At 33.0% G+C, this 15287-nt stretch carries 11 protein-coding genes and 2 pseudogenes; 4 read left to right on the forward strand and 9 right to left on the reverse strand.

Features of this window, described 5'->3' with window-relative positions:
• Positions 1-30 precede the first annotated feature (30 nt).
• The gene (locus tag PB01_RS16965) at positions 31-1938 is read right to left on the reverse strand and encodes a condensation domain-containing protein (protein WP_151701277.1); all 1908 of its coding nucleotides are present in this window, start codon (positions 1936-1938) and stop codon (positions 31-33) included.
• Positions 1939-2167: 229 nt separating this feature from the next.
• Between PB01_RS16965 and PB01_RS16970 the strand changes: the two genes are divergently transcribed.
• From PB01_RS16970 to PB01_RS16980, 3 genes are all read left to right on the forward strand, one after another.
• Entirely contained in the window at positions 2168-3451 is a 1284-nt protein-coding gene (locus PB01_RS16970) for an MFS transporter (RefSeq protein WP_151701278.1), read from the forward strand.
• Between the two features lie 915 nt (positions 3452-4366).
• Positions 4367-5695 carry an MFS transporter gene (locus tag PB01_RS16975; protein ID WP_225986081.1) on the forward strand — a complete coding sequence of 443 codons (1329 nt, stop codon included), beginning with the start codon at positions 4367-4369 and terminating at the stop codon, positions 5693-5695.
• A 43-nt stretch (positions 5696-5738) separates the two neighbouring features.
• Complete coding sequence (locus tag PB01_RS16980; RefSeq protein WP_151701279.1) at positions 5739-6959, forward strand: aminotransferase-like domain-containing protein; 1221 nt, start codon at positions 5739-5741, stop codon at positions 6957-6959.
• 187 nt (positions 6960-7146) lie between these two features.
• On the opposite strand, the gene PB01_RS21985 is transcribed toward PB01_RS16980, so the two are convergent.
• From PB01_RS21985 to PB01_RS16995, 3 genes are all read right to left on the reverse strand, one after another.
• A complete protein-coding gene (locus PB01_RS21985) occupies positions 7147-7302 on the reverse strand; it encodes an IS3 family transposase (protein WP_151702096.1) in 156 nt (51 codons plus the stop codon).
• Positions 7303-7463: 161 nt separating this feature from the next.
• Positions 7464-7703: a hypothetical protein gene (locus PB01_RS16990; RefSeq protein ID WP_225986082.1), complete on the reverse strand. Its 240-nt coding sequence runs from the start codon at positions 7701-7703 to the stop codon at positions 7464-7466.
• Between the two features lie 194 nt (positions 7704-7897).
• Entirely contained in the window at positions 7898-8143 is a 246-nt protein-coding gene (locus PB01_RS16995) for a hypothetical protein (RefSeq protein ID WP_151701281.1), read from the reverse strand.
• A gap of 309 nt (positions 8144-8452) precedes the next feature.
• Here PB01_RS16995 and PB01_RS17000 point away from each other — a divergent pair.
• Positions 8453-9913 (forward strand): annotated as a pseudogene (locus PB01_RS17000) (IS1182 family transposase).
• Between the two features lie 296 nt (positions 9914-10209).
• On the opposite strand, the pseudogene PB01_RS21515 reads toward PB01_RS17000, so the two are convergent.
• From PB01_RS21515 to PB01_RS17020, 5 genes and pseudogenes are all read right to left on the reverse strand, one after another.
• Positions 10210-10371 (reverse strand): annotated as a pseudogene (locus PB01_RS21515) (putative sulfate exporter family transporter); the annotation flags it as partial.
• Between the two features lie 754 nt (positions 10372-11125).
• Positions 11126-12262: a DNA polymerase III subunit beta gene (dnaN, locus tag PB01_RS17010; protein WP_151702097.1), complete on the reverse strand. Its 1137-nt coding sequence runs from the start codon at positions 12260-12262 to the stop codon at positions 11126-11128.
• Between the two features lie 120 nt (positions 12263-12382).
• A complete protein-coding gene (locus tag PB01_RS21685; RefSeq protein WP_264158158.1) occupies positions 12383-12505 on the reverse strand; it encodes a hypothetical protein in 123 nt (40 codons plus the stop codon).
• Positions 12506-12547: 42 nt separating this feature from the next.
• Positions 12548-13881, reverse strand: a protein-coding gene (locus tag PB01_RS17015; protein ID WP_404815091.1) for an IS3 family transposase whose coding sequence is annotated in 2 segments (ribosomal slippage) — positions 12548-13471 and positions 13474-13881 — 1332 coding nt in all. Because the reading frame shifts where the segments join, the coding sequence is not laid out codon by codon here.
• Positions 13882-14473: 592 nt separating this feature from the next.
• Positions 14474-15286 carry a hypothetical protein gene (locus PB01_RS17020; RefSeq protein WP_151701283.1) on the reverse strand — a complete coding sequence of 271 codons (813 nt, stop codon included), beginning with the start codon at positions 15284-15286 and terminating at the stop codon, positions 14474-14476.
• Position 15287: the final 1 nt, after the last annotated feature.

The raw sequence follows: 15287 nt of genomic DNA on the forward strand, positions 1-15287 counted from the left end.
TCTCTTTTAAAATTCATCTTCTATATTTTTTTATTTCCAAATTTCTGGAACTATATCTATAATAAGTATTTTTGGAATCATATGTTTATGTAAGATTCTTTTTAATTTTTTTTTGAAAGTTTTTTCTCCTTCAAAAGAGTTGTTAATTGATATATAGGCATGTAAAGGAAATGTTGATTTATCATCTTTCTTAAAAACCACTTTAGTATCTACTACTCCTGGTTGGTTGTTTATAGTGTCCTTAACTGTTTGTAGATTGATTTTAAAACCCTTAAATTTAGCAATGTCTCTTTCATGAGCAATATGTTGCAGTTCCTTATTATGATTTACCTTATATATTTCTTGAGTTTTATAAAAAAATCCATCACCATTTTTATAATAATTTCCATTAAATACTTTAATATGACTTTCGTCAAATATGCCTATAAACAAATTGCCTGGAACATCCGGTGGTACAGGCTGCATGTCTTTATTTAAAATAAATATTTTTTTAGGATATAAAGAACTTTCAAAAATTTCCACCAAATTATCTTTATACTTACTACTTTTTAAAATTAAAGAAATTTGACCAGGCGTCGGAGTTAATCCATAAGAATACTCCTTATCTATATTTTGAAAAGTAGTTATAGAGGATATATCCAAATCAGGATTATTAATAACTTGTTTAATTATATTTAAAAAATATTCAGAAATATTTATAATTTTTTCGCGTTTAAAAATATTAACATTATATTCTATCGTCACTTTCATTTCAGAGCCTTCAGTTACTAGGAAGGAAAAATCATATTTTGCTTCTCCTTTCGGCATAGTTATACTTTCTGTTTTTACACTTTCTAAGTTTAAAACTGTTTCATTTGTTAAATGCTTATAGTTAAACATTATTTGAAATAATGGATTATAACCTAAAACCCTATGCGGATTTACTTCTTTTACTAATTTTTCAAACGGTACTTCATTGTTAGAAAAAGCTTCAATACAATTTCCTCTCACTTGCTTTAAAAATTGCCTAAAAGATTGAGAAGGATCTAATTTTGATCTAATTGCTAGAGTATTTACAAAAAAGCCAATAAGATTTTCTAATTCTCCATAATCCCTCCCAGATGTTGGAGTACCAATAATTATGTCAGTCTCATTTGTGTATTTATATAAAAGAACTTTAAAAATACTAAGTAACGACATATAAATAGTGGCACTTTCCTCTCGTGACAATTTCTCAATTCCTTTTTTAAAATGGCAAGGTAACTCAAAACTATATGTATTGCTTTTTGAAGAGAGATTTATTTTTCTTGGGAAATCTAATGGAATTTCTAAATTAGTTAAACTGCCGCCCAACTTTTCTTTCCAGTAATTTATTTGTTCTTTAAATTCCGTCTCATTTACAATTCCAATTTCCCATGAAGAATAGTCTATGTACTGAATAGGCAAATTAGGTAATTCTAATTTATCATTTCTAATCAAAGAATTGTAAATTATTCTCAATTCTTTAGTGAATATATTATAAGACCATTGATCAAAAATGATATGATGTATATTAGCGTAAAATATGTGTTCATTCTTACTAAGAATTATAAGTTTAAAAAAGTATAATGAGCCTTCAGTTAAATCGAATTGAAAATCCGCTTCTTTTCTAAACGTTTCTTCAATCTTTAATTTTTGTTCTAAATTAGACATTTTAAGAAGATCGATGACTTCCATGATTTTTCCTTCAGTAGAAGCAATCTTTTGAAAAGGTTCACCATCCTCTGATTCATGAAAACTAGTTCTAAATACTTCATGGCGTCCAACAATTTTATTTAGTGCTATTTGCAAGTAATCCAAATTTAAATTTCCAATCATACGGAATGCAAATGGTATATTATATGCAGCATTATAAGTATCAAGTTTATTCAAAAACCACAATTGACGCTGCCTAGAAGATACAGGATAAAGTCCTAACATTATTGAATATCAATTCCTTTCTTAAAGAATTTTGTTGAAAAAAGTAATTATTTCAAATTATACATATCAATGTAACATAATATTGCTTTTTTAGAAATACTTAGAATTTTTTTTTATTAAGTAGTATAATAATCCAGGAACTATATAGTACTAAATTAGAAAGTTTATATCTCCCTTTCAATTAAGATCAATTTTATTAGTTCATTTACAAAATTATTAGGAGGGTAACATGAGTAGTATTTGGAAAAATAAAGATTTCACTCTTTTAATTAGTGGTCAAACTGTTTCAACTTTCGGAAGTGGAATAAGCAGTTTTGCTATACCTTGGTTAATACTGGAGATAACTGGATCTGCTTTACAAATGGGGTTTGTAATTGCAGCCGGGCTAATACCTTATCTCCTCCTTTCATTACCTGCCGGAGTATGGGCAGACAGATATAATAGAAAACACTTAATGATGCTTTCTAATCTTGGCAAATTGCTTCTTTTACTTCTAATTCCACTATCAACACTTTTTTTAAAAGGAATATCTATTGAATTAATTTATTTTGTAAGAATAGGAATGAGTTTTTGTGACGCTATTTTTGATTCTTCGTATGGCGCTTCACTTCCAAATATAGTTAATAAAAATCAATTAAAACAAGCTAACTCAGCTATGCAAACCGGCATTGCTGCTAGCACAATAATAGGACCAGCAATAGCTGGAATTCTTCTTATAAAACTAGGTGCATCGTTACTACTTTTAATTGATTGTGCTACATATTTACTTTCAATTATTTCTCTAATGATGATAAAGAAAGATTTTTCCCCTAAAAAATCTCAGAAAAAAAATCTTATGTCTAAAGATATTGCAGAAGGAATATTATATGTGTGGAAGCAGCCAACTGTTAGAACCTTAACAATTTTGGCGTTTTTCTCTAATATTTCAAATGCAGCAATATCAATTGTTTTACTTTACAGACTTAAAGTAGAATTAAATATTTCACCAGAATTGATCGGGATTGTTTTATCAGGTATAAGTGTTGGGGCATTAAGTGCCTCTTTACTTTCTACAGCTTTAGGAAAAAAATTCAACATGAAAAAAATTATGTATTTTTCGTTATTCGTACAAATTATTCCGCCTTTTTTAATAATTTTAACCAAAAATCCATTTGTCATGGCTTCTGCAACTGTATTAATGGGGAGCGCAGGAGTACTTTGGAATATCTATGCTGAATCGCTAAGGCAATCAATTATTCCTAATGAAATGTTAGGAAGAGCTGGTGCTAGTATAAAAATGGTATCATCAGCAAGTATTCCAATGGGATCGTCTGCCGGGGGGGCACTTGGAGAATTATTTGGTACTTTAGTTGTATTTGTTCTATCAGGCTCTATACGTTTTTTCAATTTATTATTAGCAGTCAAAATGAATATTGAAGACATAGAAAATGCCGAAACACCAAATAAGGTTAATATAGAGAAAGATTTCAAAGCAACTCCCACTTTAGAAGGTCGATCTAATAATTTGAAATAGATGAAAAATTAATTGAAAAAATCTTAAAAAGTTTAACTATAGAAAATCTATTCTTTTAGTAAGGCATGAATTCTTTATTCTATTGGATTTATGTCTTTTAATTTTTCTTTAACCTAATGTAATTGAATCAAAATTTTAGTCAGCGGGTTTCCTTGTAAATTTTTCTCATTGGCTAGTCAATATTATACCGAGTAGTTCATATCTACAGTTTTTTTAAATTTAGCTAATATACTTCATCAGAAATCGTTAAATTTCTCATAATGCAATAAAACTTTTCTTTTCAAATAATTTATGTTCAATTACTTTTTATAACATACTTGGAATCAATCTAGGAAGATAACTAATAGCAAGTAATATATTTCCCGATTGTTTTATCAAATTATTTTAACTGTAATTGGGATTTGATATTAGCTTTTGTAATAATCAAATTGCTATAAATTATTGTTATTTTATATTCGTTATTTTGGATACCTTTAATCATTATATTGCCACACTGTATAGGGACGTTTTTAAAAGTCCTCCTCATGCGGGTTTCTGTTAGCTGTTGTCTCTTTTTTCTCATATCTCACCGATTTTTTTAAATGTAGGAAATCTGGAATTAATTCTATCTTCTAGACAAATTTATAGTAACGAAACACCTTTTCTTAAAAAATTAAAAAATAAAAAATACCTTGGAGATACTACGGAGATTATGCTTCTTATAAAAACCATCTACAAAGTCTTTTTCTATATCTCTTTATTAATTTAATATGTGAGTTTACTAAATAGGTAATAATATGAAATTGAAGTAACTTATTATATTTTTTGAAAAATGTTCTTGTTTTTATTCAATATTATCTTTATTATAAAGAAGTTGGTTTTAGAATTCAGAAAGATTAAACTAGAACTAAAATTTCGTTAATAAGGAGAGGAAAAATGAAGAATATGGTTGTAAAAGAAACACAGAACGAGAAAATAGGAAAGAGAGCATCATTAGCTGCTACCGTAGGGACTGTAATTGAATTTTACGATTTCTTTTTATATGCCACTGCAGCTGCTATAATTTTTCCTCACATTTTTTTTCCTGAATCTAGTACATATCTAGGAACTTTACAATCTTTTGGGACTCTTGCAATCGGCTTTTTAGCACGACCTTTTGGAGCTATTATCTTTGGTCATTTAGGAGATCGTATAGGAAGAAAAAGTACTCTTGTATATACTATTCTTTTAATGGGGATAAGTAGTTTTGCCATTGGATTATTGCCTTCTTATGAAATTATTGGTGTTTGGGCACCGACATTATTAATTTTTTTAAGGTTTGTACAAGGTGTGGGAGTTGGAGGAGAATGGGGAGGGTCAATCCTACTATCAATGGAGTGGGGAAAGAAAAAAAACCAAGCCCTCAAAGGAAGTTGGCCACAAATGGGAGTTGCAATTGGTCTATTACTTGCCTCCCTTGTATTTTCTCTTGTTACCTACATTTCTGGAGACGGTCTCTATACTTGGGGATGGCGTATACCCTTTTTATTAAGCGCTTTATTATTAGTAATTGCCTATGTTATAAGAATAAAAATACCAGAAACACCAAAATTCGAAACTGCTTTATCGAAAAGCACTATATCACGATATCCAATTTTTGAGGTTTTAAAAAAACACCCCAAAGAAGTTATATTAACGGCTTTTATAAGAATGTCGGAAAATGGGCCTTTTTACGTTTATACAGTGTTAATGATGAATTATGCACTAGAAAACTTCCAATTTAACAAGCAATCTTTACTTAACATTAACAGTTTTGCAAGTATTTTTATGATTTTTAGTATTCCTCTATTTGGCTATTTAGCAGATAGATATGGCATAAAAAGAATTTATTTATTAGGAGTTTTTATTACTTTTTTATGGGCTATTCCGTATATTATTTTGGTTGATTCCGGTAATTACCTGATTATTCTTTCAGCTACCCTTATTGCTATGATCCCTCATAGTATGCAAGTTGGTCCTCAAGGAGCTTTTGTAGCAAATAACTTTCCAACACACTTAAGATACAGCGGAGTTTCTCTTGGTTCTCAAATAGGAGCAATACTGTCAGGGGGAATCGCTCCTTTAATTTGTACAATACTACTACACGAAATTGGAAGTATATACGCTATTAGTGGGTATATTATTTTAACTGCAATCATTACATTTTCTGCCGCATTAATTTTAAAAGATTCAAATGAAAAAGGGGATATAAAATTTTCTGATAACGAAAAATTAATTAAAGCATAAAATTTAAAATTGAAATACATAATGAAAGTTGAGGTATTTTAAAATGTTACAAGAGGAAAAAATTAACAATACACAAGATTTTTCAGAAAAATTTTCTCATTTACAAAGATCAGCTCTTCAAAATACTCTAATAGAGTTAAGAAACCCAGAGAATCTATCTTTCGGGTTAGGTCTACCTAATACCAAATTATTTCCCTCCGAATCGTTTAGTAAGATAGGACAGGAGCTTTTGAATGAAAGAAAATATTTTCAATATGAGAGTCCTTCACTGGATTTAAAAAAAATGATTGTTAAGATTATGGAAAAAAGAGGAGTAGAATGTAATGAAAATCAAATCTTGTTAACACATGGCGCTCAGCAAGGTGTTAGCTTATTGGTAAATTTATTATTGTCAAACCAAGGAACAGTTGTAAGTGAAGAAATTATTTTCACTGAATTCTTACAAACTATCAAACCCTACAATACTAAACTTATTTCTGTGCCCAGCACCGATGCTGAAGGTATAGATGTGGATGCTTTAGAAGATTTGTTAAGTAATGGATTACAGCCTTCTCTTTTATATACTATTTCAAATGGACATAACCCTTTAGGAATTAATTTATCATTTGAAAAGAAAAAAAAGCTCGCATTATTAGCTAAAAAATATTCGTTTCCAATTATTGAAGATGACCCCTATGGTTTTCTCAACTATGATGGTACTGACCATTCTCCATTACGTTCATTTGAAAACGATTGGATTTTTTATGTAGGTTCTTTTTCAAAAATTCTTGCCCCCAGCCTTCGTACTGGATGGGTTGTAGCACCAGAAAATATAATAGATAAACTCGATATATTAAAAGATAGTAGCGATTTAAATACGTCTACATTGAGTCAACATTTAATATCTAAATACCTTAAAGAAAATGATATCTTCGAACACATCGATAAAATAAACGAAGAGTATAGTGCTCTTCGTAATACTATGGTTAGGGCTATAAATTCCCACTTCCCTTCTTCTATTGAATTTGAAATTCCTTCCAACGGAATGTTCATTTGGGTAAGACTCCCAAATGAAGTAAATTCTTTAGATCTATTAAAACTTACTCTTTCAGAAGTTAAAGTTGCTTTTTTACCAGGAGAAGTTTTTTGCGCTACTAATCCTTTGATAGCTAAAAATTGTATAAGACTTAATTTCACGAATTTTTCACATGACCAAATTGAAACTGGAATAGAACTTCTAGGAAGTACTATAAAAAAATATATTAAAGATTTAAAATCTCTATAAATTATTAAAATAATTCTTTTTTTATTCTTTATTAAAGTAATAGATTATAAATTTGTTCTATAAAAAAGAACATTTCTATTTCTTTTTTTGAACTCCCTTAAATTGCGGACACTTTTATAAAGCGCCTTAATTTAACTGACTCAAAAAGTTAAACATGAAAATTAAGCTACCTTAAAGACATGTGTCCCTATGCTACTGGGCTCATGTCTTTTAATTTTGTTTTTATCCGTTTTTCGTTGTAGTACCCGATGTAGTCATCCAGTTCTGTTAGAAAGTGTTCGATGCTATCGAATTCTTGTAGATAAAGCAGTTCGGTCTTCAAAATGCCAAAAAAATTCTCTATGACTACTTTTTCTAAACAGTTGCTTTAGCGGGACATGCTTTGAGTGATGCACCGGTTAGCCAATGTATTCTGATTCTTGTAATGCCAGTTTTGATCAAAATGGAGGACGGGCTCGTTTTCAGGATTTGGGCGTTCAAACGCCTAAGCCAACATCTTCGACATCAACGCATAGCTTGGCTGGCGCTGATGGAAGGCAGGTTCATCATCAGTTTGTAATCTTCTTCGTAGAAAGCCAAATCGAAGCGAGTCTCGTTCGTCGGATAAAGTTGATTGAACGCTTTGATTTTCTTAATCTTTTCCTCTTCACTTAAAGCTTCATTTTTCATAATCAATGTTTCGACATAAACCGTATCGCCCAAGACCTGGACCGCTTTCTCATATTCGGTTCTCCAGATAAACATTAGTCAGAATCCGCTTCTGATTTTCAGTCAGCTCTTTTTGCGCCTCGAGGGATTTCAGAAACGTCTCCTCTTCACCGAGGACCCGTATTCGTAACTTTCAATAACAGCTTCCTTCTGTTTCACAATGCCCCTACCCTCGTCCAGAGTCTGCTCATACTACGCTTTCTGAAGCAGAAAAAAATCCAAGGAACAGACTAAAAGCCCCCAAAAAACCAGCCAGGGCATAAATAGAAACCCTTTGCCACTTTTTCTTCTTTTTTGAATTCTTCTGGCGTAAGTTTTTCCAGTTGCTCCAGCAGGTAAAGTGTATCCACCTGTCTTTCCTTGTCTACACGGATCCTTGAAGATTTATGTTTGATTTGATGATAGATATTCGTATAATCGTAGGAGCCGAAATTAAAGATCCCTTTGTATAAATCCTGCTCATCTTCGCCGATCACAAAGAATTCTACAGTTGCAGTTTTTGGTCTTCGCGGTACTTTAATTCCGTTTCATGCGTCAACGCGCCCGCTTTGCCAAACTCAATCTTTTCATGATTGGGAATAGCGCCGCCCTCCACGCCGACAAACTATATATTCAACATGGTTTCATTTCTCCTTTTTCGTTAATAGAAAAAAGCCACCCGCTAACGAGGAGGGCACTGAAAAAGTCCAGATAGTTTAATTTATCGAGGTATAAGACGTTTAAATCGACGAATATCTCGCTTTTTTCATTTATAATAGAATTATAAAATGCAGGTGGTGTTCCAGATGATTTCAAACCAAGAAACGCTTAACTTAAGTCCTTTCATGGTGATTTACAATATTGTCATTCCAAAAGATAATATGCTTCGTCAGATTAATGAGCTAGTAGATTTTACATTCATATTAGAGGAATTGAAAACAAAGTACTGTCTAGACAATGGCCGTAATGCGATTCCTCCAATTCGTATGTTTAAATATTTATTATTAAAGGCTATTCATGATGTATCAGACGTCGACTTAGTGGAACGTTCAAAATACGATATGTCATTTAAGTATTTCTTAGATATGTCACCAGAAGACCCAGTAATCAATCCAAGTTCACTCACAAAATTCCGAAGACTTCGTCTCAAAGACGTAGTCTTATTAGACTTGCTTATTGGGAAAACAGTTGAAATCGCTCTTGAGAAGAAAATTATCCAAAGTAAAACCATTATTGTGGATGCCACGCATACAAAAGCACGTTATAATCAAAAATCTCCGAAAGAATTTTTACAAGAGAAATCCAAAAACGTTCGAAAAGCTGTTTATTAATTTGATGAAACCATGAAAGAAAAATTCCCACCGAAAACCACTTCTAACGAAGTAGTAGATGAAGTGGCCTATTGTGAAGAAGTTATCACCGTCATCGAAAACGAACCAAAAATCGCCCATATTCCCGCTGTAAAAGAAAAATTAAATGTTTTAAAAGAAGTTGTGGAAGATTATCACGAACAGCTTCACTATTCGGCAGATGACGATGCACGTGTTGGCCATAAAACGGCCGATTCTTCTTTCTTCGGTTTCAAAACACATATCGCCATGAGTGACGAACGAATCATTACCGCTGCGATTGTGACAACAGGGGAAAAAAGCGATGGGAAATATCTTCAAGAGTTAATTGAAAAAAGTCCACAGACAGGTATGGAAATTGATACGGTAATTGGGGACTCTGCTTACTCTGAAAAGGCAAATATCGAATACGCTAAAGAAAATGAAATGGCGCTCGTCGCAAAGTTGAACCCAATTCTTACACAAGGTCCACGTAGAGAAGAAGATAAGTTTGAGTTTAATAAAGATGCAGGTATGTTTGTTTGTAAAGCAGGTCACCTCGCTACCCGAAAAGCACGCACTGGTAAAAAAGGAACGAACAAAAATCAAAGCCAGAAGTATTATTTTGATATCGAAAAGTGCAAAGCCTGCCCGATGCGAGAGGGATGTTATAAAGAGGGGGCAAAAAGTAAAACGTACTCAGTGTCGATTAAATCAACTGAACACACCGAGCAAGAGGCATTTCAACAGACAACTGAATTTAAAGAAATTGCCAAAACACGCTATAAAATTGAAGCGAAGAATAGCGAATTAAAACATGGACACGGGTACGATACGGCATCATCTGCGGGTCTATTTGGCATGGAAATACAAGGTGCCACAGCGATGTTTGCGGTCAATCTCAAGCGAATACTCACATTATTAAAAGAAAAAGAATAGAAAGGATCAAAAAAATAGGCAATTTCTTGTTCAAAATCGAACAAAAATTTGCCTATTTTTGTTTGAAAAACCAATACGAATTTAAAAACGTAAGTTTTTCAGTGCCCTCGCTAACGAGTGACTTTCTTTGCTTGCTGTTAAAATTTGATGTTGCTGTCAATGCTCTCGGCAATCCCATAGGCAATATATTTCCAACCTCATTGTATTTTGATGTCTGATTTTTACTAAAGCACTAAACTGTTGTATTAGTTCAATTTGAAAGGTCCCCCCACCCCGCAAAATAATCATATAAAAAAACCAATAGCTAATGCATTTGGTCCCCCTAGTGCTGTAGCTAGGGCTACATGAGCAATTTCATGTAAACTAATTCCTGACCAAATGTCATAATCTATATCTGATAACGGTAAGAAAGGTCGTAATATCGTTTAAGATATCGCAAAAATTGTCCCAACAAGAGCATCCTGTCACGGGTAGCCTGCATCTTCATAGGTACTATAAATCCGGTGGTTCCGCATGGAAGGGCCATTGCTCAACGGATAAAAGCTACCCTGGGGATAACAGGCTTATCTCCCCCCAAGAGTCCACATCGACGGGGAAGTTTGGCACCTCGACGTCGCTCATCGCACCCAATGGTCACTCAGAATGGTTGGAAATCATTCGAAGAGTGTAAAGGCAGAAGGGAGCTTGACTGCGAGACCTACAAGTCGAGCAGGGTCGAAAGACGGGCTTAGCAACCCATTTTATATTTTATAGTTAGCGAAGAGTTCTTCATAAGGATTTTCTATTTTATCATCATTCAACAATCCTACTAATGTATAAGAATTCGAATTATTGATATATTACAATGCGAAAATGATAAGAGAAGGAATAACAATCCATACACAATTGGGAAAAAATCGACCAATCTCCACTCCGTAATCTCGTATTCTTTTTTGATTGAACATTTAATTTCCTCCTATAAATAAATTAAATGTAATGTTTTAGATGTTTCTAACTAATTTTAAAGATGGACCTAAGTTAACACTGCGTTTGTTCAATAAGAAAAAAGAGCTGCTTAAGCAACCCGATAAACTTTACTAAAGTACCTGTTAGTTGAATAACAAACTAATCAATAGTTGCGGCAATCCGGTATTGTCACAGACAAAAAGAAGTCATATTGAACATCGAAAAAGACGGTTTAACCCTGGCTAGGGATAAACCGTCTTTAGGAGTTTAATATGTACGCACTGGAACAATTAGCTGCAAAACGGAATCATCATGAACAGATTTTAGTGTGAAAGGACGCATAACACCAGTAAATTGGACTTTTACATCATGCCCCCCCACTGCTTTTAAGGCATCCATCATATATTTCGCACTGAACGAAATTTTCAACTCTTCCCCTTCAATCAATGTGGTCGAAATTTCTTCCTCCACTGTACCAACTTCAGCTGAGCTAGAGGAAATCTCAACGACATTGTCTCCTAAAGATGTAAATTGAACAATATTATTCCGTTCCTCTCGTGCCACTAGAGAGGCTCGATCGATTGCTTGATACAATGCTTTTCCATCCATGGTAACTGTCGTTTTATATTCAGTTGGAATTAAACGTGACGTATCAGGATAGTTGCCTTCTAGTAAACGTGAGTAAAACAATACATTCGATGTTTTAAATAGCACTTGTTGATTTGTCATTATGACATGTACTGATTGTGTGGAGTCACCAATAATTTTACTTAGCTCACTCAAACTCTTTCCTGGAATCACCGAGCTAAATTCTCCTATCGGAAGTTGCTCCAATGTCATTTTACGGCGCGCCAGACGGTGACTGTCTGTAGCTACACATACTAGCTCTCCATTTTTCAAAGACCAATGAACCCCAGTCAAAATGGGACGACTTTCAGAAGTAGATATTGCAAACACGGTTTCATGCACAAGTGATTTCAAGAGATCTGCTGGGATAGCAAACTGCCGGTTATCTTGAATTTCTGGAAGTAGTGGATATTCTGAAGAATCCTGTCCAATGATATGAAATTCAGATTTCCCTGAACGAATATGTGTATGGAAATGAGCGTTGACTTCAATTTCTACATAACTCGTTGGCAGCTTACGTACGATTTCATAGAACATGCGTGCTTGAACAACAATGCTCCCTTCTTCAATAACCCGAATGACTTGTTCACCATTTTCTTCGGCACGAATAAATGTTTGAATGGTGATATCAGAATTACCGCCTGTTAAGCGTAATCCTTCTTCTGTAACCTCTAATTTAATCCCAGTCAAAATAGGTATTGTTGTTTTCGAACTGACTGCTTTCATGACATCGTTCAATCCATCTAATAAACGGTGGCGCATAATCTCAAATTTCATCATTTTCCCTACCTTTAATATTAAATTGCGGAACAGTACACCCCAAATGGTTTGGAATATATCAATCTAATTTATTTTTGTTTTCAAATAATTTTAACATGGTATAAGAAATATAACACTCTAAAATTTGATTTCTTCATCAGTTGATATAACATCCACATCCGAATCAGGAAGTAAAAAAGTTGCCTTATAGGCAGCCTGTTGTTCAACTAAAGCACCCGTTCGTATTATAAGGTCAGCCACATATTAAAGTGTACCCTTTGTAAAGGACAATTTTAATAAAGGTCATGCCACATTGTGAAGATGATTTCTGTATTCAACAGGAGTCATCTTCTTTAAGTTCCATTGATATCTGAAATTATTATAGTATGTCATATAATTTTTTATTTCCTTTTTAAGTTCTTCTAATGAATTACACTGTTTTATATATGTTTCATCTTTAAAATGGCCAAAGAAAGATTCCTGTGGAGCGTTGTCCCAACAGTTTCCTCTTCTAGACATTGATTGCCCTAACCCTAGTTTTTTTACGTGTTTTTGAAAAGTTGGACTAGTATAGTGGCTTCCTTGATCTGAGTGAATAAAGGCACCATTAGCAAACTTAACTCGTTTATTCTTCTTTAACTTTATTAATGTATCAGTAGCTAAATCTAGTGTTAGTCGATTGGAAACGTTATAGGCCAATATTTCATTCGTAGAACTATCTTTAATAGTAGACAAATAAGCCTTTTTTCCCTCTCCGTAATATAAATAAGTAATGTCAGTAAGCAAGACTTTCCCTGGAATTTCTTGTTTGAATTCTCGATTTAGTAAATTCGGCAGTACCGAGTGTTCTTGGGTAGCTTTCAACATCTTCTTATAAGGATTGGCCCTTCTAATAGGGCATACAATCTTGTACTTCTTCATGATCCTTCGGATTCGTTTTAAATTGTATGTAATATGAAATTGTCCTTCTAACGTCATCTTAATCGAACGAGCACCTTTACTGCGTCGTTTAAAGTGAAAAGCTTTCAAGATATTTTCTTTTATAATCAAATCTTTTTTCTCTCGCTGATCTCTTCTTTCTCGTGATTCTGAAGAAAAGTAATTATAATAACCAGAGCGTGACACTCCTGAAATCTCACATAAAAAAAACACCATGTTTTTAAGTTCGTACTTTTCAATAACTGATCGAATTAAAAGAAACTTCGATTCGGCAGATACTTTTACTCGTTCTTCAGCCCCCTTTCCATCATGTCTAACTTTTTTAATAACTCGTTTTCAGCTCTCAACAATTGAATTTGTGCTTCTAATCTAGCATTCTTTTCTTCTAGTGAAAGCTCCTTTTGAGTTGGTCTCCCCGAATTTCCTCTACGTGTATCTTGAAGTCCCAATACTCCTTCTTTTTTATAAGCAGTACGCCATCTAGAAGCTGCCCTTTGTACTCTAACTATACCAAGTACTTCAATATCAAAACCATTCTCCTCAAATATCGTTCTTGGCAGTTTTCCGCTATTACTTTCAGCTATAAGAATTCTCTTAAACTCATCTGTATACGTAATACCCTTCGAACTAACAGATTTAACATAAGGATTATTGGACAGGCTTTTTATTTCTATATCATTAAAGAATTTTCTTGGCATTTGTTTATTCTCCGATTTCCCAATTTTTTATTCCATTATAATAATAAAAGTACCCTATAGGGCAGACCTTTTTTTAAGTGTCTACTCTATAGGGTACATTTTATATTTCTGGTTGACCTTTTTTTGTATCGATATATGATTGCGGTAGCCGGGGTAATTTGCGTTAATTACGACATTCTGAAACCGTTGTGATTTGAATAATTAGAAACAACAGAAATCTATTTAGAGAAAGTATTCGCAAAAGAAAACCATGCTATTCATAGTTGGAAACCGGAGTTGTTTGGAGAGTATATATAATAGAAGTGATTTAAATTCACCCATTGAAAATAACTATTTTTATATGTTGCTCTTTAACCCTTATATAGCCATAAATAAAAGCATTCATTTTGAAAAAGATTGTTCAAGCTAGATGCTTTCATGGTGATTTACTTGATTATTTTAGTGTTCCTTCATCAACAATCGCGCTCGATTGTGGCATAAGAAAAATCCTGCTTATTAACACAACACAGAAATTTTTAATCAAACTTTATTTTAAATAATCGAACTTTGTTTTAAATGAACAATCTTTTTTATAAAATACTACAAATATTTATTACATAGGAATTTGTAGTTGCGCCAGATAAGAGATTAAGCGTTGAGTATTAAGTGCAAGTATTGTACCTTCTGCTGAAAATTCATTAACAGATTTGAGTTTCTCCAAAGTTCTACGAATCAAACTTTTTCTGGGCCGTTCCCCATTTTGCGTGGCGCCAGCAATATCCATCAAATCATCTAAAATATCTTCTTGTAGTTCAACTTCACCAATTGGATTCGTCTTTAACTCTGCAATAAGTGTCTGAATAATTCCTAGTAATTCATCATTGCTAGTTGCAGTGTTATTTTGAGTTGCTTGTACATCTCCGTGTTTAGCCATAATTAATTGTCCGTTTGGACCTTGATTAATTACAATACCACCTTGCTTTTCGTTTAATCCCATTTCGATTTCCAGCTCCCTCAAATACCTATTTATACGACTATATAGAATTTGAGTAACTTCCCGATTAAATTCTCGAATCATATCGCGAAATTTATTTGACGTTCCATATCCAAATGCAATTGATGAATAACGAATATTGTTATCACTAACATAGTGTAGAAGTTGATAAATAAAAGCCACTTCTTCGCTGTCATCAAGTGGAATATAAAATTTGCTATAATCTAAATTTTCCGTTAGTTCTTTTATGTCAAAGGTTATTATATTATGTCTCGCTATAAAATCATAAACCAAAGGCTCGTTATTAACGAAGTATAAAAACTTTTTTAAAGCTCTATCAGCCTCTACATCATTTGTAACGTTTAATAAACTAGATGAAACGTCTCTAAATTTCAAACTAGTAATGTTAAAGCCTTTATGGTCAATAATCATA

The organism is Psychrobacillus glaciei (genome assembly GCF_008973485.1).
GTDB lineage: Bacteria > Bacillota > Bacilli > Bacillales_A > Planococcaceae > Psychrobacillus > Psychrobacillus glaciei.

Coding starts and splice junctions, on each gene's coding strand:
- PB01_RS17020 (WP_151701283.1), bottom strand. CDS start 15,286: ATGATTATTGACCATAAAGGCTTTAACATTACTAGTTTGAAATTTAGA.
- PB01_RS16970 (WP_151701278.1), top strand. CDS start 2,168: ATGAGTAGTATTTGGAAAAATAAAGATTTCACTCTTTTAATTAGTGGT.
- PB01_RS16980 (WP_151701279.1), top strand. CDS start 5,739: ATGTTACAAGAGGAAAAAATTAACAATACACAAGATTTTTCAGAAAAA.
- dnaN (WP_151702097.1), bottom strand. CDS start 12,262: ATGAAATTTGAGATTATGCGCCACCGTTTATTAGATGGATTGAACGAT.
- PB01_RS16965 (WP_151701277.1), bottom strand. CDS start 1,938: ATGTTAGGACTTTATCCTGTATCTTCTAGGCAGCGTCAATTGTGGTTT.
- PB01_RS16990 (WP_225986082.1), bottom strand. CDS start 7,703: ATGTTTATCTGGAGAACCGAATATGAGAAAGCGGTCCAGGTCTTGGGC.
- PB01_RS16975 (WP_225986081.1), top strand. CDS start 4,367: ATGAAGAATATGGTTGTAAAAGAAACACAGAACGAGAAAATAGGAAAG.